Below are 18,668 nucleotides of genomic sequence, written 5' to 3'. Positions count from 1 at the left end.
GTCACCGAGCGGCAACCCCAGCGGGTGATGGTGAACGGGCACAGCGACTCCCGAGAGGAGCCCGACGATGCCAGCGACCGCTCCGACCACCCATCTCGAGACCGGCTGGGATGCGACCACCCCACCTGGCGACACGATCGTGCGCCTCGGTGTGGATGCGACCGTCGCAGCATGGGAGGCGGTGGCATCCGCCTCTGGAGGTCGGATCCGCCGGGGGAGTGGCTTCGTCGCGGTCGACACCGGGCGACCGGCCGGGATCATGAACTGCGCTGTGCTCACCGTGCCGCGCCTCGGCGAGGAGCTCGAAGCCGCCATCGCCGAGATCGAGGCGTTCTACCGCGCCGAAGGTGGTGGCGAGGCCTTGTTGTGGTCGCCGTGGCCGATACCTGACCTGTACCGGCGGGGCTGGGAGCTGGCGGGTCATCCGCCGCTGCTGTTTCGGCAGCCGACCGGTCCGTTGGAGGTCGCGGCGCCCGACGAGCTGGAGGTGGTGGAGGTGACCGACCCCACCGAGCTCGAGGAGTGGAACACCGTCGTGTCCGAGGCCTTCCCCCTGAGCGGTGTCGACCCCGCACACGCTCCGCTGGGGCCCGGAGTCCTCGACGACGAGCGGTTCTGTCTGCTCCTCGGCCGGGTCGACGGGCGCGGTGTGGTGGCCGGGTTGCTGGTCGCCGGCGGGGGAGTGAGCGTCATGTTGCTCACCCCCCCCCATCCCACGAGTTGGAGGACCACGATGACCGATCTGTTGACGACCAGTGGAGAGGTGACGGCGCTCGACGACGCCGCTGAGGACCTCGCGGCTGCGCTGCGCGGCGAGGTGATCCGTGCGGGCGACGCCGGCTATGACGACGCCCGGGCCCTGTGGAACGGGATGCTCGACCGGCGCCCGGCGATGATCGTGCGCTGCGCCGACACCGACGACGTGTCGGCGACCGTGCGCTTTGCCGTCGACCACGACCTGGTGTTCGCCGTCCGCGGCGGTGGCCACAACGTGGCCGGGACAGCGGGGGTCGATGACGGCCTGGTGATCGACCTCTCGGCGATGAACGAGGTGGTGGTCGACCCCGAGGCGCGGACCGCCAGGGCTGGCGGCGGCGCCACCTGGGCCGACCTCGACGGAGCCACCCAGCCTCACGGGCTGGCCGCGCCGGGCGGGTTGGTGTCAGCGACCGGGATCGGCGGGCTGACCCTCACCGGCGGGATCGGCTGGTTGCGTCGAAAGCACGGCATGAGCTGCGACAACCTCGTGGGGGCGCGCCTGGTGACCGCCACCGGGGAGGTCCTCGACGTGGATGACGGTTCGGACCCCGAGCTCATGTGGTCACTGCGAGGCGGTGGCGGGAACCTCGGAGTGGCCACCGAGCTCACCTACCGGCTCCACCCGGTCGGTCCCGAGGTGTTCGTCGCCTTCGTCGTCCATCGGGGCGAGCGCACCACCGAGGTCCTCGAGGCCTTCGGTGCCTGGACCACCGACCTGGCCGAGGAGGTGACGGCGCTTGCGCTGTGCGGAGCGATCCCCGAGGTCGACGAGGTGCCCGAGGCCTGGCGGGGCGAGTCGGGGGTGATGGTCGTCGCCTGCGCCGCGACCGACCTCGTCGCCGGCCAGGAGCTGACGGCGCCGATCCGCGACCTGGCCGACCCGATCGCCGATCTGAGCGGGCCCATGCCCTACACCGAGCTGCAGACCCTCTTCGACGAGGACTACCCCAACGGGCTCCGCTACTACTGGAAGTCGCTGCACCTGCCGGGAATGGGCGCGGAGATCGTCGATCGGCTGGCGGAGTGGGCCGGGACCCGACCGTCGCCGCTCACCACCGTCGACGTGTGGCACCTGGGTGGGGCGATGGCGAAGGTGGCGCCGGACGCGACCGCCTACGGCGACCGCAGCGCCCCCTACCTCCTCGGCATCGAGTCCAACTGGGAGGAGCCCGAACACGATGAGGCGAACGTGGAGTGGACCCGTCGCTGCTTCGAGGCGTTCCGCTCGCTGTCGACCGGACGCGAGTACCTGAACTTCCCTGGGTTCCTCGAAGATGGCGAGTCCGCGCTGCGCTCGGCCCACGGCGAGTCGAACTACGAGCGCCTGGCCCGCGTCAAGGCCCGACTCGACCCCGACAACCGCTTCTGTCTCCACCAGAACGTCCCGCCCGCCTCGCGCTGACCCCGGAGCGAGGACCGGCTCGGCCCGCGTCGCGCACGAACCGGCCTGGATCCACGATCGATGTCGAGAAGTGGCAGAGTTCAGGCTGCCCACGGGAAGTCAGGCCTGCCATGCGAAGGAGGTCCAATGGGCCAGGACGATCAGTTGTCAGGTCGCTCACCGACCGAGGTGCTCCACGACCACCTGCGGCTCGCTGCCGAGGGCGACTGGCGGACCGACCTCGAACGCAACGTCGCCGAACACATCATCGTGCTCACCGGGTTCGGGGTGTTCGAGGGCGTCGACGAGGTACGGGTCCTGGCCGAGCTGCTCGACGCTCAACTGCCCAACGCCACCTTCGAGTACACCACGGTCGTCGTACGGGGCGAGATGGGGTTCCTCGAATGGCATGCGGATGCCGACGGGGCGCGTGTGCGTGACGGCGCCGACTCCTTCCTCGTCCGCGACGGGCGGATCGTCGCCCAGACGATCCACTACACGGTCGAGTCCCTCGACCGAGAGAGATCCGCGGGGGAGTAGGCGAACCGGATGGCCGCATCGACGACGGCGGCCGACAACTCAGTCGAGCTCGGCGAGGATCTCCCCGATGATCGTGGTGGCCTGGTGGGCGGGGAGCGGCTCGCCGCCCTCGGCATCGGCCACCTCGGCGGCGAACGCCTCGACCGACGGGACTCCACCGACGAGCACGTGGCGCAACGCCTCGCCGCTGGCTTCCGGGTCGTTCAGCCCTTCGACCGCAGCCGCAACGTCGCCATCGGGGTCGTTCGCCACCGCGTGGACGACCGACATCGCCTCGTCGCGCCCACCGGCGGTGGAGACCACTGGCTCGCGGTCGGGGTTCTGCTGCTCGTCCCACTGCGCCAGTGCCTCGTCGTATCCACCTTCGCCCGGATGGATGGTCCGGGTGGTCGGAGCCTCCGGCGCCGCTTCTGCCTTCTCGGCGTCGCCCTCCTCGTCATGGGTGCGAGCGGGCTCGACCGGCACCGTCAGGGTGCCATCGTCGTTGCGAACGATGTCCATTGGAAGCGCGTCTCCTTCGGGGCGCCGCGTCGGCGCACGGTGCCCTCCTACCCCCATCAGCGGCGGTCTACCCGTGCGCGTCGTTCGGAACCCGGACCTGGCCGGAGACGCGAGAGGAGCCACCGGCGGTGCCGGTGGCTCCTCGTCGGTCGCGCTCGCCGTCGGGCGAGTTAGACGACTCGAACGTTCTGGGCTTCTTCACCCTTGCGGCCGGGGGCCACGTCGAACTCGACGTGCTGGCCCTCGTCGAGGCTCTTGTAGCCGGAGCCCTGGATGTTGGAGTAGTGGACGAACACGTCGTCGCCCTGCTCACGCGAGATGAAGCCGAACCCCTTCTCTGCGTTGAAAAACTTCACGGTACCTGTAGTCAAAGACTTCTCTTCTCGTTAGTGCGACGATCCATGTGACCGAACGCTCGTTCCATCGTAGCCGCCAGCCGCGCCGAACCAATGCTCGAGGTCGCTCCACCCCAGGGAGGTAGCTTCGCCGGTAGGGACTCGCGATTGCGCCAGGTGTGGGAGATCCGGTCAGGTAGCTGGCACCCTGGAGCCATGTACGGAGGCACTTCCAAGGCGGGGTTCACCCAGACCACCGTCAACGCGTTCAAGCGACTCTGGAACCAGGATCGGGCCGACCAGCGACGGATCCGGTCGAAGGTGCGGCGTCTGGCTCAGCGCACGTGGCGTCGCGTCGTGTCCCGCGTCGGGCCTCGCCGTTCCGCGAAGCGTTGACCACGAGCGGGTGAGGCTCCCGGGCGGCGGGCTCAGGTCCGCGAGCGCTCATAGTGCTCGATGAGGTCGTCCACCGAGGTAGGGGCGATCGCCTCACCGACCAGGTCGAGGGCCACCTCGTCGAGACGCTTGAAGCGGACACAGCTCTTGCCCATGTCGAGCTTGCGGCCCGTTGCCGTCCATCGTTGCCGCAGCCAGTCCTCCGCGCCCTCCTCGCTGTAGCGCTCGAGCGGCACCACGTAGCTGACCATCCCGTACTGCATGGTCTCCTCGAAGCCCTCGGGGAGGTGGGCGAGCATGGTCTCCCGCACTGCCTCGATCACCTCCCGCCGGTCGTCGGGCAAGGTCCCGAGGTAGTCCTCGACCGTCGTCGCGTCGCTCTTCACACCATCATCATCGCGCCCCACACGCCACGATGGTCGGTGCCCGGGCCTCGGATGGTAAGAATTGACGTCAGCTGGGTTCTGCCGACCTGAGGAGGGGCAGCCGTGGGAGAGCTGGCGACGATCGATCGACGGGCCGCCACCTGGGGTGTGGTCGCGGTGTTCGTCCTGCTGGCCGTCACCATCCTCGGCAGCGGCAACCTCCGTTGGTTCGACGCCGCACTCGTCGGCTACCTGTTCGGCACCCTCTTCGCCGCGTTCGGCATCGTCTACCGCTACCTCGTGTGGATCCGCCGGCCTCCCACCGCCATGCTCAACAAGCGGGGATGGGAGTCGTTCCGCCACCGCGGTTCCACCGGTCGCAACCTCCGGAGCCTGCCAGGGCTCATCGTGTCGAACCTGCTCCTGCAGCGTTTCATCAAGAACCGTTCGACCGCTCGCTGGCTCGCCCACCAACTCGTGTTCTGGGGCTGTATCCTCGCCGCGCTCGTGACCTTCCCGCTCGTCATGGGGTTGTTGCACTTCCAGTCGGTCGGCGACAACGGGCGTCGCTACCAGGCGATGGTCGCCGGTATCGGCACCATGAGCTTCGACAGCCGCAGCATCGTCGGGTGGCTCCTCATCCACGCCCTCAACATCGCGGCCTTCCTCGTGCTCGCCGGGGTGTTCATCTTCCTGTCGCGCCGGCTGCGCGATCCGGGCGCCCTCGCCGTCGAGCGCTCCAACGACTTCCTCGCCCTGGCAGGGCTGTTCGCCGTGTCGGTCACCGGCTTGGCGCTGACCGCGTCCAGTCTCTGGATGGAGGGGCGCTTCTACATCTTCCTCAACACGATCCACGCCATGACCGTGATCCTCGGGCTCATGTACATCCCGTTCGGGAAGCTCTTCCACATCTTCCAACGGCCCGCCAACCTGGGTGTCGCCTACTACAAGCGAGCAGGTGCCGAAGGCGACCAGCAGCGCTGCCGTCGCTGCGACGAGCCGTTCGCGTCCGCGATGCAGGTAGCCGACCTCAAGACGGTGCTGCCCCAGGTGGGCTTCGACTACTCGTCGAGCTCCGAGGGCCACTACCAGGACCACTGCCCACGATGTCGGCGTGCAGTGGTCGCGCTCGCCCAATCCCAACGCGTCGGAGGCTTCGGCTGATGGCAACACCCCCGCTCACCGACGAGGAGCTCGTCGCCCGGTACGGTCCACATCTCAACCGGACCCCGCCCGGCGGGTGGAACGCCGGTGTCGATCACGACCACGAGGTGAAGACCCACTGCTGCTTCTGCGGCCAGCAGTGCGGCATCATCCTCAAGGTCAAGGAGGAAGAGGTCGTCGGCTTCGAGCCGTGGTACGAGTTCCCCTTCAACGAGGGAAAGCTGTGCCCCAAGGGGGTGAAGCGCTACCTGCAGAACGCGCACGAGGACCGTCTCACCGAGCCGCTCGTGCGCGACTCTGCCAACCCGAACGGGTTCCGACCCGTGTCCTGGGACCATGCCCTCGACCGCACCGTGTCGGAGATCCAGCGCATCCAGGACACCTACGGCAAGGACTCGGTCGCCATGTTGTCGGGCGTCTCGCTCGACAACGAGAAGTCCTACCTCATCGGCAAGTTCGCCCGACTCGCGCTCGGGACCGCCAACCTCGACTACAACGGCCGCCTTTGCATGGTCTCAGCCGGCGCGGCCAACAAGAAGGCCCTGGGCATCGACCGGGCATCGAACCCCTGGAGCGACATCCCGCTCGCCGACGTGGTCTTCGTCGCCGGCGCCAACGTCGCCGAGTGTGCCCCGATCACGACCAGCTACGTGTGGCGGGCTCGCGACCGCGGCGCCAAGCTGATCGTCGCCGACCCCAGGGTCACCCCACTCGCTCGAACCGCCGACGTGTTTCTCGGCTTGCGGCCCGGCACCGATTCGGCGCTGATGGGCACGATCCTGCACATCCTCATCGAGCGCGACTGGCTCGACCACGACTTCATCGAGAACCACACCGAGGGGTTCGAAGGGGCCGCCGAGGCCGTCCGCGACTACACCCCGGCCTGGGGCGAGTCGATCACCGGCGTGCCCGCCGCCCGCATCGAACAGGCAGCCGAGATCTGGGGGACCACCGAGACGGGCATGTTGTTGCACGCTCGCGGCATCGAGCACCACACCAAGGGTGTGGAGAACGTCCTGTCGTGCATCAACCTCGGTCTTGCCACCGGCAAGTACGGCAAGCCCGGCTGTGGGGTCAGCACCATCACCGGCCAGGGCAACGGCCAGGGTGGTCGCGAACATGGCCACAAGTGCGACCAGTTGCCCGGCAACCGAGACATCACCAACCCCGAGCACCGCGAGTACATCGCCTCGGTGTGGGGATGTGACGTCGATGAGATACCCGGCAAGGGCATCACCGCCCAGGAGATCGTCGAGGCGATCCACCGAGGCGAGATCAAGGGGTTGCTGTCGATCTGCTTCAACCCGGTCGTGTCGCTGCCCGACACCGCCTACACCCGCGAGGCGCTCGACAAGCTCGAGTACTACGGGGTCATCGACTTCTTCCTCTCCGAGACCGCGTTCCATGCCGATGTCGTCTTCCCCGGCTCGTTGCACGAGGAGGACGAGGGGACCTCGACCAGCGTCGAAGGCCGCGTCATCAAGCTCAACCCCTCGAAGACGCCGCCTGGAAACGCCCGGCTCGACTGGCACATCCTCCTCGACATCGCCGAGCGCCTCGGCAAGGGCCACTACTTCCCCTACAACAGCGCCGAGGAGATCTTCGAGGAGCTGCGGGTGGCGTCCAAGGGCGGCACCGCCGACTACTCGGGCATCACCTGGGACCGCGTCGAGGAGGAGATGGGGGTCTTCTGGCCCTGCCCCGAAGAAGGCCACCCTGGCACCCCCCGCCTGTACGAGGGCGGCAGGTTCTACACCGACACCGGGCGCGGCCGGTTCCACCCCGTCGAGCACCGGCCACCCGCCGAGGTGGTCGACGACGAGTACCCGGTGTGGCTCACCACCGGCCGGGTCATCAGCCAGTACCTGTCGGGGACCCAGACCCGACGAATCGGCCCGCTGGTCGCCCAGTATCCCGAACCGCTGTGCGAGATGCACCCCAACCTGGCGGCCCAGCACGGCATCACCGAGGGCGACCTGGTGCGGGTGACCTCCCGGCGGGGGTCCATGGTGGTTCCGGCCAAGGTGGTCTCCACGATCCGGCCCGACACGGTGTTCATCCCCTACCACTGGCCGGGCCGCCAGGCCGCCAACCAGCTCACCAATCGGGCCCTCGACCCGGTCTCGAAGATCCCCGAGTACAAGGTGTCCGCCGTGCGGCTGGAGCGCGTCCAGCAGCGGGACGTCACGCTGACCGACCACCGCGACATGGAGGTCGTCGGAGCGAGCGATGCATCGGCGGCGATGGACGAGCAGGGCGTGGACCCGATCGCGGTGAGAGCCGCGGAGAAGGCAGCCAGGGAGGAGCGCCAATGACCACCACCCGCGTCGCCCTCGGCGCCACGCGATCGCCGGCGACCCGTCCCGTCGCCGGCTCCTTCGACGACAGCATCTTCGTGATCGACGCGAGCCGCTGCATCGGCTGCGAGGCCTGCGTGCAGGCGTGTGCCGAGTGCGGGACCCATCGCGGCACCTCGCTCATCCACCTCGACCAGATCGACCGGGCCACCTCGACCCAGACCGCGCCGATGGTGTGCATGCACTGCGAGGACCCCACCTGCGCCGAGGTGTGCCCCGCTGATGCCATCAAGCAGAACGAGGACGGCGTCGTGCAGTCCTCGCTCAAGCCTCGTTGCATCGGCTGTTCGAACTGTGTCTACGGCTGTCCCTTCGGGGTGCCCAAGTACATGACCGCCATCGACCAGATGATGAAGTGCGACATGTGCTACGACCGCACCTCGGTCGGCCTCAAGCCCATGTGCGCCTCGGTCTGTCCCAGCCAAGCCCTCTGGTTCGGCTCTCCGCACGAGTTCGACGAGACCCGCTCGGGTGAGCTGGTCAACGAGTGGCAGTTCGGAAACCAAAGGGTCAACACCAAGGTGCGCACCGTCGCCCACCACGAAGGCCCCATCGACGTGATGGCCTCGATTGGTGGACAGCCTTGGCAGGAGGACCCGTTCGGCCTCGACGAGGTGGCCGACAGCACCGAGATGGGAGCACGGAGGTGAGCGGATCCACACACCGCAGCGGCGGAGGAGTCGGGGAGGGCGACGCCGACCCGGTCTGGCGGCAGGACTTCCCCCTCACCTCGGCCGGCGAGGACGAGGTCACCCGCCGCGAGTTCGTGCGCTACCTGGTGCTGGCCTCCGGCGGGTTCGCGGCCGGCAACGTCGGCGTGGCCATCTGGTCGTCGCTCCGGTCGGTGAACCCCGGCCAACCCCGACCCATCATCGCCCTCGACCAGTTCCCCGAGGACTCGGCCCATCTGTTCAAGTACCCCACCAACGCCGATCCGGCCATCTTGTTGCACCTGCCAGGCGGTGAGCTGCGGGCCTACAGCCAGAAGTGCACTCACCTGGGCTGCGTGGTGTTCTACACATCCGGCCACCCCGAACTCGAGTGCCCCTGTCACGAGGGCTTCTTCGACGTCAACACCGGGGAGGTCACCGCCGGCCCGCCCCAGCGACCCCTCGGCCGCATCGAGGTCGAGGTGCGAGACGGTGTTGTCTGGGCGGTCGAGAACCTCGGTGAGCAGGCGGCGGCCGACCCCGGCGGAGGTCAGGCATGAGCACCGACCACCGGCGGGTGCCCCCGCACACCCCGCCGCCTCACCGCACCGGACCCCGGAGAGTGCGATCCCAGCGCGAGGCGCCGGTGGCCATCGGCCTCTTCGTCGTGGTGCTGATCAGCCTCCAGCTGTTCCTCCTCACCGTGGGGCTCGACGCCTTCCACGCCGACGAGGACTCGCTCGCCTGGATCACCGCCGGCTTCTCGGTGCTGCTCGCCGCCGGCAGCGCCTCGTTCTACCGATACCTGCGGTGACCGAACCGACGGAGGGCCCGCGACGCCCCGGGCCGATCGGCGGCGACATGGCCGCGATCGTGTTCGGGTTGACCGCTCGGTTCCGCCTCGACGCGCTCACCCAGCGGCACTCGTCGACCGCGGTGCTGGGTCTGTTCGCGTTCGTGAACGGACTCATCGCCATCGGGATCATGGCCGCGGTCGCGCTGATCACCGGCGATCCGTTCATCTTCCCCTCGCTCGGACCCACCGCGTTCCTGCTCTTCTACACCCCGATGGCGCCGGCATCCTCACCGCGTAACACCGTCCTCGGTCATGCCATCGGGGCTGCCGCGGGCTACCTTGCGCTCGTGGTGTTCGGGCTGACCGACGCCGCGCCGGCTCTGGCCTCGGAGGTCACCGGTGGTCGGGTGGGCGCCGCCGCACTCTCGCTGGGGCTCACCAGTGGAGCGATGGCGTGGGCCAAGGTGCCCCACCCGCCGGCGGGTGCGACCACCCTCATCGTGTCGCTCGGCATCCTCCGCGAACCCGAGCAACTGGTGGTGCTGATGGTGGCGGTGGTGCTGCTCGTCGGGCAGGGGTTGGTCATCAACCGTCTCGCCGGGATCCCCTATCCGTTGTGGCGCGCGGCCCCTCCCGCTTCCCCCTGACCGAGCTCACCACCGCAGGTGGAGGAGCCCGTCGTCTCCCACGCCGACAGCCGTGCCGAGCGCTGAGCCCTCCCGGGTCAGGGTTGTGGCCAACCACTCGATGTCGTCGACCGAGGGCCGGGTGAGTCGGAACCGCTCGACCTTGCTGGGAACGAGCGTGAGGTCCTGCACCAGACCTGACGTGGGGTCGATGCCGGCGACATAGAGGGCTCCGAGGTCTCCCCGGTACTCCCCGTGACCGCCGATCCCCTCGTAGTCGGTGAGCAGGTCACCACAGCCGTACAGGATGAGCCGACCCCGGTGGACCTCGATGCCGAGCGGGTGGTGCGACGAGTGCCCGTGCACCACATGGACCCCGGCACGCTCGATCAGTGCGTGGGCGAAGCGCCGGTGCTCGGGCGGGATCCGGTGACCCCAGTTCCCGCCCCAGTGCAGCGACGCCACGACAACGTCGCCGGGACGCGCCGACTCCCGGACCAGACCGGCGATGCGCTCGACCTGGGTCTCGGAGAGGTCGGCCAGCATCGCGACCCCGGGACGCCCGTGTCCGGCATCCCAGTCCGGGGGGATCCCGCTCGAGGTCGTTCCTGCCGCGACGACAAGAGTCCGCGAACCCGATGGCCGGTCGACGACAGCGGGCATCCATGCCTCGTCGTCGGTGCGTCCTGCTCCCGCGGTCGCGAGACCGGCCGCTCGGAGGGTGTCGAGGGTCTGTTCCAGGCCGGGGACCGACCAGTCGAGCACGTGGTTGTTGGCCAGCACCGCCACGTCGATCCCCGCGGCCGACAAGACATCCACGTTGGCCGGGTGCATCCGGTACTGGATGCCCTTCCCCGGCCATGGCGCACCCCTGTCGGTCACGGCGGTCTCGAGGTTGACCACGAACGCATCGAGGGCGATGACGTCGATCTCGGGGAGGAGGTCTCCCCACACATAGCGGGGCGGCACCCCGCGCGGGATGGGACCCGACCGTTCCTCGGCCAGTTCCACGTAGCCGACCGCCGACCGCAACCACTGCTCGTCGATCCTGGGGTCACCGGGATGGGCGAGGATCTGGTCGACACCCCGACCGCACATGACGTCACCGGTGAGGCAGAGCTTCACCACTCAGACGCCTCGACGGCGAAGTCTTGCGAGCGCGTCAGGACGCGACGCGGTCGCTCACCTTGTCGGTGCCGGTCGCCGCTCGGGCGCAGTTCGCGCAACAGAAGAACCGGTCGTCGACCTCGATGCCGTGACCGATCACCTTGCACGCGCAGTGCTCGCAGACCGCCATGGCGGACACCTCCCCATCGTCGGGACTGCCACTGCAGCTACCCGCACGTGGTCGGGGGGAAACGGGTCGGCTCAGAGGATCGACACCGCCTGGCGGGCGATGGCCAGCTCCTCGTCGGTTGGGACGACCATCACCGCCACGGCCGAGTCGTCCGGGGAGATCAGCCGGGCCTGGTCGGACACGCGCTCGTTGCGACCCGGGTCGACCTCGATGCCGAGGTGTCCGAGCCCGCCGGTCGCCTCGGCCCGGACGACGGCGTCGTGCTCGCCGACGCCGGCGGTGAAGGTGAGCGTGTCCAGTCCACCCATGATCGCGGCGTAGGCGCCGATGTACTTCTTGAGGCGGTGGACATAGACGTCGAGGCCGAGTCGAGCGGCGGGATCGCCGTCGGCGATGAGCTCGTGGACCTCGCGCATGTCGTTGCGGCCGGTGAGGCCGAGCATGCCCGAGCGCTGGTTGAGCAGCTCGTCGAGCTCGTCGATGTCCATGGCGGCGTTGCGGGCCAGGTGCAGCACCACCGCGGGGTCGATGTCGCCGCTGCGGGTACCCATGACCAGTCCCTCGAGCGGGGTCATCCCCATGGAGGTCTCGACCGCCGCTCCGCCGACGACCGCCGAGGCCGACGCCCCGTTGCCGAGGTGCAGGACGATCTGGCGCAGCCCCGACCGGTCGCGCCCCAGGAGCTCGGCGGTCCGGGCCGACACGTACTGGTGGGAGGTGCCGTGGAAGCCGAACCGGCGTATGTCGTGAGCATCGGCGATCTCGCGGTCGATGGCGTAGGTGGCGGCCGCCGCGGGCAGGTGGTGGAAGAACGCGGTGTCGAACACCGCCACGTGGGGGACATCGGGCAGCAGCTCGGTCCCCACCCTGATGGCGGTGAGGTTCGGGGGATTGTGCAGCGGCGCGAGGGGTGAGAGCCGGTCGATGGTGGCGATGACCTCGTCGTCGATGAGGGTGGGACCGTCGAAGGCGCGACCACCCATGACCACCCGATGGCCGACCGCCACCACCCCGGCATCGTGGAGCCGGGGCCCGACCTGGTCGAAGGCGGCCAGCAGCCGGTCCATGCCGTTGCGGTGGTCGGCGACCGGTTCGACCCGCTCGGTGGTCGTGTCGCCGTGGGTGTGCTCGAGCCGCGACTCCTCCTCGCCGATGCGCTCGACGACACCGCCGGCGATCGCCGTGTCGGCCCGGGTGTCGATCAGCTGGTACTTGATCGACGATGACCCGGAGTTGATGACCAGCACCGTCTCGCTCACGGCCGCTCCGGGGCACGGTCGGCGCCGGCGGCCTGGGCCTGGACCGCGGTGATGGCGACGGTGTTGACGATGTCGCGCACCGTGGCGCCCCGCGACAGGTCGTTCACCGGCTTGTTCAGCCCCTGCAGCACCGGGCCCACGGCGACCGCTCCGGCGCTGCGTTGCACGGCCTTGTAGGTGTTGTTGCCGGTGTTGAGGTCGGGGAAGATGAACACCGTCGCCCGGCCGGCGACCGAGGAGTCGGGGAGCTTGGCCTGCGCGACCGACGCGTCGACCGCGGCGTCGTATTGGATCGGACCGACGACCGAGAGGTCGGGGCGACGCGACCCGACGAGCTCGGTGGCGATGCGGACCTTCTCGACGTCGGCACCCGAGCTGGACTCACCGGTGGAGTACGACAGCATCGCCACCCTGGGTTCGATGCCGAACTGCGATGCCGTGCTCGCAGACGAGATGGCGATGTCGGCGAGCTGTTCCGCCGTCGGGTCGCGGATCACGGCGCAGTCGCCGTACACCAGCACCCGATCGTCGAGGCACATGAAGAAGACCGACGACACGACCGAGGTGCCCTGGGTCGTCTTGATGATCTCGAACGCGGGGGTGATGGTGTGCGCGGTGGTGTGGGCCGCGCCCGAGACCATGCCGTCGGCCTCGCCGAGGTGGACCATCAGGGTCCCGAAGTAGGACACGTCGCGGACGATCTCCCTGGCGCGGTCGGGGGTGACTCCCCGGTGGGCGCGGAGCCGGGCGTACTCGGCGGCGAAGGGTTCGACCAGATCCGACGCCGCGGGGTCGATGATGCGGGCGCCGGCGATGTCGAGTCCGAGCTCGGCCGCCCGGGCCACCAGGTCCGACTCGACCCCGAGCAGGATCAGCTCGGCGGCCTGTCGGGACAGCAGTGTGGACGCCGCCCGCAGGATGCGCTCGTCGCTCCCTTCGGTCAGCACGATCCGTTGGGTGCCCGACCGCGCCCGCTCGACCAGCATCGACTCGAACATGAGCGGGGTGATGACCTCGGTGCGGGGAACGTCGAGGCGGGCGAGCAGGTCGTCGGGGTCGATGTGGCGCTCGAACACCTCGAGCGCGGTGTCGATCTTGCGTTGGGTGCCACGCCCGAGCACACCGCGGGTGGAGGCCACGATGCGCGCCGTGTCATAGGTGTTGTGGGGCGTGAGGACCACCGGCAGGCTCCGGCCCAATCCCCGGACCAGCTCGATCACCGACGCCGACGGCTGGTAGCCGCCGTTGAGCACGATCGCCGCGAGTGAAGGGAAGCTGTGGGCCGCATGGGCGGTGGCGAGGGTGATGAGCGCCTCGGGGCGGTCGCTGGCGGCGATGCAGAGCTGACCGTCCCTCAGCCGTTCGAGCACATGCTCGATGTTCATGCCGGACACGAGCATGTGCTCGGCTTCGCGACCGAGGAGTGCCTCGTCGCCGAGGAGCAGCTCGCCGTCGAGGGCGGTCATCACCTCGGCCACGGTGGGCGCGGACAGCAGCGGGATCTCGGGAAGGGCCCACGCGGGACGGTCCGGCGCGGCGAGGTGGTCGCACATGGCATCGAGCTGTTCGGGGTCACAGCGGTTGGCGAGCACCCCGATGGTGGTGGCGTGGCCCCCGCTGATCTCGGCGACGGCGAGGTCGACCACCTGGGCCACGTCGTCGGGCGTTCGTTCGAACCCGCTGGCCACGAGCAGCACGGGCGCGCCGAGGTTGGCCGCGACGCGGGCGTTGAACGACAGCTCGGTGGGGGAGGCGATGTCGGTGTAGTCGGACCCGACGATGACGACCGCTTCGTGGTCACGGTCGATGGCGCGGTACCGCTCGACGATCGTGGCCAGCGCGGCGTCGGGATCGGCATGGACGTCGTCGTAGGTGACGGCGACGCACTCGTCGTAGTCCTGGTCGACGCCATCGCGGCTCAGGAGCAGCTCGACGACGTGGTCGTCGCCGGCGCGCGAGCGGGTGACCGGACGGAAGATCCCGGTGGACTCGACCCGACGGGTGAGCGCATCCACCAGGCCCAGCGCGACGAGCGACTTCCCCGAGTGCTCCTCGAGCGACGCCACGTAGATGCTCTTGGCCATGGGTGCAGTCTGCCCGTTGGCGATGATCGGCGGCGGCCACCAGGTCGACGGTGGCCGGCGACGGCTCAGCTCGGTCCGGTGGGGGAGGCGGTCGGTGCCGCCGCGAGACCGGCGACCTCCGCCACCAGCTCGAGCGAACGCAAGCGGGCCACGGCGGATGGTGCCTGGTGGGCGACGATGAGCTCATCGGCGTCGGCGTGGCCGGCGAACCAGTCGAGGTACGCCTTCACCGCGTCGGGTGAGCCCACCGCGGTGTAGGTCATCATCCGCATGAGCTGCTGACCCTGGGGCGAGGCGAGCAGGGTGTCGCTCTGTTCGTCGGTGAGGTCGCGACCCGATCCGAGCATCCAGCGCGCCCGTCGGCGCTTGGCGGTGAGGAGCTGATCCTGGGCCTCGTCGTCGGTGTCGGCGGCGATGCACCCGACACCCGCGATCACGTGGGGTGCGTCGAGCTGGGCCGAGGGCCGGAACTCGCGCCGGTACAACGAGACGGCTTGGTGGAGCGCGTCGGGAGCGAAGTGCGACGCGAACCCGAAGGGCAACCCGAGCAGCGCCGCCAGCTGGGCTCCGAACAGCGACGACCCCAGGATGTAGATCGGCACGTTGGTGCCGGCACCGGGGACGGCCTGCACCCCGGTCACGAGCGTCTCACCCGACAGATAGCCCTGCAGCTCCTGGACGTCCTGGGGGAACGTGTCCGAGGAGGTGGCGTCGCGACGCAGCGCGTGCATCGTCGGCTGGTCGGTGCCGGGTGCCCGTCCGAGCCCGAGATCGATTCGTCCGGGGTGGAGCGACTCGAGCATGCCGAACTGCTCGGCGATGGTGAGCGGCGAGTGGTTCGGCAACATCACGCCACCGGAGCCGAGCCGGATCGTGGTGGTGTGCGCGGCCACGTGGGCGATGAGCACGCTTGTGGCCGACGAGGCGATCGATCTCATGTTGTGGTGCTCGGCGTACCAGACCCTGCGGTACCCGAGCGCCTCCGCCCGCTGGGCGAGGGTCACGCTGTTGGCCAGGCTCTCCCCGATGCTCGTGCCACGGTCGACGGTGGCGAGATCGAGTACGGACAGCGGAACGGTCACGGCGGGCGAACTCCAGGTCGGGTGTGGGGGCGATGCCTTCACATGATGGCTGCACTGGGTCCAACGCGCACCAACGCTGACATGTTCCCGCCAGGCCCTACGGTTTGGCCATGTCCGAGCAGTCGGTGGTTGCGAGTCCCGACGCGCCGCATGCTGTCGAGGTGCAGAGGGTCGCCGAGGCGCTCGGTGTCGACCCCGACATCGGGCTCAGCACGGCCGAGGTGGAACGGCGGCGCGGCATCCACGGGTCGAACGACCTGGGATCGGGCAAGCGTGCGCAGTGGTGGAAGGTGGTGTGGGCACAGGTCGCCGATGCGGTGATCGTGCTGCTGCTCGGTGCCGCGGTTGCCGGCTTTCTGGCGGGCGAGGTGGTCGAGGCGGCGGCGATCGGAGTGGTTCTGGTGGTGAACACCGTCGTCGGGTTCGTCACCGAGTTGCGTGCCGCGAGATCGATGGAGTCGCTGCGGGCCCTCATGACCACCACCGCGGAGGTGGAGCGAGACGACCGACGGGACGAGATCCACGCCTCTGAGCTGGTGCCCGGTGACATCGTCGGGATCGAGGCTGGTGAACAGGTCCCGGCCGATCTCCGGGTGCTCGACGCGGAGGACCTACGGGTCGACGAGGCCGGTCTGACCGGTGAGAACGAGCCGGTGGACAAGACCCCGGAGGTCATCGATGCCGCCGCGCCGCTGGCCGAGCGCACGTCGATGCTCTTCACCGGCACCACGGTCGTGGCCGGGCGGGGGCGGGGGATCGTCGTGGCCACGGGTCGCCACACCGAGATGGGTCGCATCTCCGACCTCGCCGAGTCGGCGGAGGAGACGAAGGCGCCGCTGCAGGAGGGACTGAGCCATCTGAGCCGTCGGCTCGCCGTCGCCGTGGTCGTCGGGGCGATCGGTCTGCTCGGCCTCGGCGTGGCGCGCGGGTTGGAGACCGCCGAGGCGATCGAGGTGGCGGTGGCGCTGGCCATCGCCGTGGTGCCGGAGGGGCTTCCCGCGGTCGCGACTCTCACCCTGGCGGTGGGCATGCGTCGCATGGCGGCGGACAACGCCCTGGTGAGGCGCCTGCCGGCGGTGGAGACGCTCGGTTCGACGACGGTGATCTGCTCGGACAAGACCGGGACCCTGACCCGCAACGAGATGCAGGTCGTCGAGGTCGTGACCGCCGAGGACGTCGACGAGGAGACGCTGTGGGTGGCAGCGGTGCTCTGCAACGATGCCGACGTCGACCCCGACGGAGATCCGGTGGGAGATCCGACCGAGGTGGCGTTGTTGCGGGGTGCGTCGGCCCGTGGGATCGACTGGCGCCGACTCCGTGAGGACGCGCCCCGCGACGGCGAGGTGCCGTTCAGCTCCGAGACCAAGCGCATGGCGGTCATCGTCGATGGGACCGCACACGTGAAGGGTGCACCCGAGGTGATCCTCGACCCCGAGCGGTGTTCGGACCTGTTGGAGCTGGCCGAGGAGATGGCCGAACGGGCGCTGCGGGTCCTGGCCTTCGCCCGGGGCCCGGCCCCCGCCGGCGACAGCGACATGGACAGCGACGACGACGCCGTCTTCGACCGGGCCGAGGTGCTCGGGATCGTCGGCATGCACGACCCACCGCGGGAGTCGGCGGTCGAGGCGATCGAACTGCTGCGGAGAGCAGGGATCCGCACCGTGATGATCACCGGCGACCGGGCCGACACCGCGTCGGCCATCGGATCGGAGATGGGCATCTCCGACGGCGAGGCGATCTCTGGCAAGGAGCTGCACGAGCTCTCCGAGGACGAGTTGGTGGGCCACGCGTCCAGCGCCGCGTTGTTCGCCCGCGTGGCCCCGGAGGACAAGCTGCGGATCGTCGAGTCGTTGCAGGCCGCAGGCGAGGTCGTCGCGGTCACCGGTGACGGGGTCAACGATGCCCCGGCACTCAGCCAGGCCGATGTCGGCGTGGCCATGGGCTCGGGCACCGACGTCGCGCGTGACGCCGCCGACATCGTCTTGTTGGATGATGAGTTCGAGACGATCGCCACCGCCGTGGCCGAGGGCAGGCGGATCTTCACCAACATCCGCCGGTTCGCCCAGTTCCTGTTCTCCTGGCACCTGGCCGAGGTCGCGGTCATCACCATCGCTCTCGCCGCCGGCGTCGATCCACCCCTTGCCGGACTCATGATCCTGTGGAACAACCTCATCATCGACGTCCTCCCCTCCTTCGCCCTCGCCCTGGAGCCGGGTCGGGCCGACGTGATGGAACAGCCACCACGCGATCCGTCGGAGCCGGTCATCGATCGCGGCCTGCTGCAGCGCATGGTCACCCACGCCACGCTGGTCGCCGGGGCGGGGCTGGTGGCCTACGCCATCGGACGCTGGTCGCTCGACCTGTCGGTCGCGGGTACCCAGACGATGACCTTCATCGGGATGACCCTGGGACAGACCCTCGGCGTGTTCAACGCCCGCACCGAGCACGGGTCGGGGTTCACTGGTGCGGCCGCGAATCCGTGGCTGTGGGCGGCACTGACGATCACCGTGGTGCTCGAGCTGGTGGCGCTGACGTTCGGCCCGCTCACCTCCCTGTTGGGACTGACGTCGCTTCCAATCGAGGGATATCTGATCGCCGCGGGGCTCGGATTCGTCCCGCTGATCGTCGTCCAGGCCGCCAGGGGACTCGGGCCGGACCGGTCACTTCGACCGCTTGAGGCGGCGTAGCTCCTCTCGCCGCTGGAGGTCGCCGCGGCGGTGCCGTCGCCAGGCCCAGCCGATGATCTCGCCGATGGCGAGACTGGCGGCGACCGCGACGGCGATGATCAGTGCCAGCGGCGTGTCGACGGTCATCCACAGGAACTCGAACGGCACGGACTCGGAGTTCTGGATCACCACGATGATGAAGGCGGCGAGCACCACCACCACGGCGATGGCGCTCCACATGATCCCCGCCCCGCGGTACTCGCGGATGGGTTCGTCCGGGGTGCCGGTCCCCGACTTGTCGGTTCCGGACTTGTCGGTTCCCGACTTGTCGGTTCCGGACTTGTCGGTTCCGGCCTCGTGGGTAGCAGGATCGTTCATGTGGTGGGTGATACCCGTTGGGGAGCGAGGTC

Annotated in this window: 19 protein-coding genes; 10 read left to right on the top strand and 9 right to left on the bottom strand. The window is 69.3% G+C overall.

The genetic code is table 11. The annotated features are described in order from the left end of the window. Positions 1–67 precede the first annotated feature (67 nt). The gene (locus U5K29_05765; protein MDZ7678037.1) at positions 68–2,161 is read left to right on the top strand and encodes an FAD-binding oxidoreductase; all 2,094 of its coding nucleotides are present in this window, start codon (positions 68–70) and stop codon (positions 2,159–2,161) included. 126 nt (positions 2,162–2,287) lie between these two features. Next, entirely contained in the window at positions 2,288–2,680 is a 393-nt protein-coding gene (locus U5K29_05760; protein MDZ7678036.1) for a nuclear transport factor 2 family protein, read from the top strand. A 39-nt stretch (positions 2,681–2,719) separates the two neighbouring features. On the opposite strand, the gene U5K29_05755 is transcribed toward U5K29_05760, so the two are convergent. Together U5K29_05755 and U5K29_05750 are read right to left on the bottom strand one after the other, a co-directional pair. After that, positions 2,720–3,181: a hypothetical protein gene (locus tag U5K29_05755; protein ID MDZ7678035.1), complete on the bottom strand. Its 462-nt coding sequence runs from the start codon at positions 3,179–3,181 to the stop codon at positions 2,720–2,722. Between the two features lie 170 nt (positions 3,182–3,351). Further along, positions 3,352–3,552: a cold-shock protein gene (locus tag U5K29_05750; protein MDZ7678034.1), complete on the bottom strand. Its 201-nt coding sequence runs from the start codon at positions 3,550–3,552 to the stop codon at positions 3,352–3,354. A 180-nt stretch (positions 3,553–3,732) separates the two neighbouring features. On the opposite strand from U5K29_05750, the gene U5K29_05745 reads away from it, so the two are divergent. After that, positions 3,733–3,912, top strand: coding sequence for a hypothetical protein (locus tag U5K29_05745; GenBank protein ID MDZ7678033.1), 180 nt, complete (start codon positions 3,733–3,735; stop codon positions 3,910–3,912). Positions 3,913–3,944: 32 nt separating this feature from the next. Here U5K29_05745 and U5K29_05740 read toward each other — a convergent pair whose 3' ends face one another. Continuing rightward, positions 3,945–4,298 carry a DUF1801 domain-containing protein gene (locus U5K29_05740; protein MDZ7678032.1) on the bottom strand — a complete coding sequence of 118 codons (354 nt, stop codon included), beginning with the start codon at positions 4,296–4,298 and terminating at the stop codon, positions 3,945–3,947. Between the two features lie 102 nt (positions 4,299–4,400). Here U5K29_05740 and U5K29_05735 point away from each other — a divergent pair, with 102 nt between their 5' ends. The 6 genes from U5K29_05735 to U5K29_05710 are packed head-to-tail and all read left to right on the top strand — an operon-like array spanning position 4,401 to position 9,891. After that, positions 4,401–5,441: a hypothetical protein gene (locus U5K29_05735; GenBank protein MDZ7678031.1), complete on the top strand. Its 1,041-nt coding sequence runs from the start codon at positions 4,401–4,403 to the stop codon at positions 5,439–5,441. Further along, positions 5,441–7,756 carry a molybdopterin oxidoreductase family protein gene (locus U5K29_05730; GenBank protein ID MDZ7678030.1) on the top strand — a complete coding sequence of 772 codons (2,316 nt, stop codon included), beginning with the start codon at positions 5,441–5,443 and terminating at the stop codon, positions 7,754–7,756. Before U5K29_05735 ends, U5K29_05730 begins: the two co-directional genes overlap by 1 nt. After that, positions 7,753–8,448 (top strand): 4Fe-4S dicluster domain-containing protein, encoded by a 696-nt coding sequence (locus U5K29_05725; protein MDZ7678029.1) that lies wholly within the window; start codon positions 7,753–7,755, stop codon positions 8,446–8,448. Before U5K29_05730 ends, U5K29_05725 begins: the two co-directional genes overlap by 4 nt. Then, positions 8,445–9,008: a Rieske 2Fe-2S domain-containing protein gene (locus U5K29_05720; GenBank protein ID MDZ7678028.1), complete on the top strand. Its 564-nt coding sequence runs from the start codon at positions 8,445–8,447 to the stop codon at positions 9,006–9,008. Before U5K29_05725 ends, U5K29_05720 begins: the two co-directional genes overlap by 4 nt. Further along, on the top strand, positions 9,005–9,262 hold the full coding sequence (locus U5K29_05715; protein ID MDZ7678027.1) for a hypothetical protein: 258 nt from the start codon (positions 9,005–9,007) through the stop codon (positions 9,260–9,262). Before U5K29_05720 ends, U5K29_05715 begins: the two co-directional genes overlap by 4 nt. Then, the gene (locus U5K29_05710) at positions 9,259–9,891 is read left to right on the top strand and encodes an HPP family protein (protein ID MDZ7678026.1); all 633 of its coding nucleotides are present in this window, start codon (positions 9,259–9,261) and stop codon (positions 9,889–9,891) included. Before U5K29_05715 ends, U5K29_05710 begins: the two co-directional genes overlap by 4 nt. Positions 9,892–9,897: 6 nt before the next feature. On the opposite strand, the gene U5K29_05705 is transcribed toward U5K29_05710, so the two are convergent. The 5 genes from U5K29_05705 to U5K29_05685 form a co-directional block, all read right to left on the bottom strand. Continuing rightward, entirely contained in the window at positions 9,898–10,998 is a 1,101-nt protein-coding gene (locus U5K29_05705; GenBank protein MDZ7678025.1) for a CapA family protein, read from the bottom strand. A gap of 34 nt (positions 10,999–11,032) precedes the next feature. Then, positions 11,033–11,176, bottom strand: coding sequence for a hypothetical protein (locus U5K29_05700; protein MDZ7678024.1), 144 nt, complete (start codon positions 11,174–11,176; stop codon positions 11,033–11,035). 62 nt (positions 11,177–11,238) lie between these two features. Further along, positions 11,239–12,426: an acetate kinase gene (locus U5K29_05695; GenBank protein ID MDZ7678023.1), complete on the bottom strand. Its 1,188-nt coding sequence runs from the start codon at positions 12,424–12,426 to the stop codon at positions 11,239–11,241. Next, a complete protein-coding gene (gene pta, locus U5K29_05690) occupies positions 12,423–14,510 on the bottom strand; it encodes a phosphate acetyltransferase (GenBank protein ID MDZ7678022.1) in 2,088 nt (695 codons plus the stop codon). Before pta ends, U5K29_05695 begins: the two co-directional genes overlap by 4 nt. A 65-nt stretch (positions 14,511–14,575) precedes the next feature. Continuing rightward, on the bottom strand, positions 14,576–15,592 hold the full coding sequence (locus tag U5K29_05685) for an LLM class flavin-dependent oxidoreductase (protein ID MDZ7678021.1): 1,017 nt from the start codon (positions 15,590–15,592) through the stop codon (positions 14,576–14,578). Positions 15,593–15,702: 110 nt separating this feature from the next. Between U5K29_05685 and U5K29_05680 the strand changes: the two genes are divergently transcribed. Beyond that, positions 15,703–18,279 carry a cation-transporting P-type ATPase gene (locus tag U5K29_05680; GenBank protein MDZ7678020.1) on the top strand — a complete coding sequence of 859 codons (2,577 nt, stop codon included), beginning with the start codon at positions 15,703–15,705 and terminating at the stop codon, positions 18,277–18,279. Here U5K29_05680 and U5K29_05675 read toward each other — a convergent pair. Then, positions 18,253–18,636 (bottom strand): lipopolysaccharide assembly protein LapA domain-containing protein, encoded by a 384-nt coding sequence (locus tag U5K29_05675; GenBank protein MDZ7678019.1) that lies wholly within the window; start codon positions 18,634–18,636, stop codon positions 18,253–18,255. The genes U5K29_05680 and U5K29_05675 overlap by 27 nt on opposite strands. Positions 18,637–18,668: the final 32 nt, after the last annotated feature.

It is taken from the genome of Acidimicrobiales bacterium, assembly GCA_034521975.1.
Classification (GTDB): domain Bacteria; phylum Actinomycetota; class Acidimicrobiia; order Acidimicrobiales; family SKKL01; genus SKKL01.
Note: the sequence above shows the minus strand (reverse complement) of the source record. Positions and strands in the feature narration are given on the sequence as shown.

What these genes read in the sequence shown, in the direction of transcription:
- pta (MDZ7678022.1), bottom strand. Translation starts at nt 14,510, where the DNA reads ATGGCCAAGAGCATCTACGTGGCGTCGCTCGAGGAGCACTCGGGGAAG.
- U5K29_05745 (MDZ7678033.1), top strand. Translation starts at nt 3,733, where the DNA reads ATGTACGGAGGCACTTCCAAGGCGGGGTTCACCCAGACCACCGTCAAC.
- U5K29_05715 (MDZ7678027.1), top strand. Translation starts at nt 9,005, where the DNA reads ATGAGCACCGACCACCGGCGGGTGCCCCCGCACACCCCGCCGCCTCAC.
- U5K29_05725 (MDZ7678029.1), top strand. Translation starts at nt 7,753, where the DNA reads ATGACCACCACCCGCGTCGCCCTCGGCGCCACGCGATCGCCGGCGACC.
- U5K29_05755 (MDZ7678035.1), bottom strand. Translation starts at nt 3,181, where the DNA reads ATGGACATCGTTCGCAACGACGATGGCACCCTGACGGTGCCGGTCGAG.
- U5K29_05680 (MDZ7678020.1), top strand. Translation starts at nt 15,703, where the DNA reads ATGTCCGAGCAGTCGGTGGTTGCGAGTCCCGACGCGCCGCATGCTGTC.
- U5K29_05675 (MDZ7678019.1), bottom strand. Translation starts at nt 18,636, where the DNA reads ATGAACGATCCTGCTACCCACGAGGCCGGAACCGACAAGTCCGGAACC.
- U5K29_05730 (MDZ7678030.1), top strand. Translation starts at nt 5,441, where the DNA reads ATGGCAACACCCCCGCTCACCGACGAGGAGCTCGTCGCCCGGTACGGT.
- U5K29_05765 (MDZ7678037.1), top strand. Translation starts at nt 68, where the DNA reads ATGCCAGCGACCGCTCCGACCACCCATCTCGAGACCGGCTGGGATGCG.
- U5K29_05760 (MDZ7678036.1), top strand. Translation starts at nt 2,288, where the DNA reads ATGGGCCAGGACGATCAGTTGTCAGGTCGCTCACCGACCGAGGTGCTC.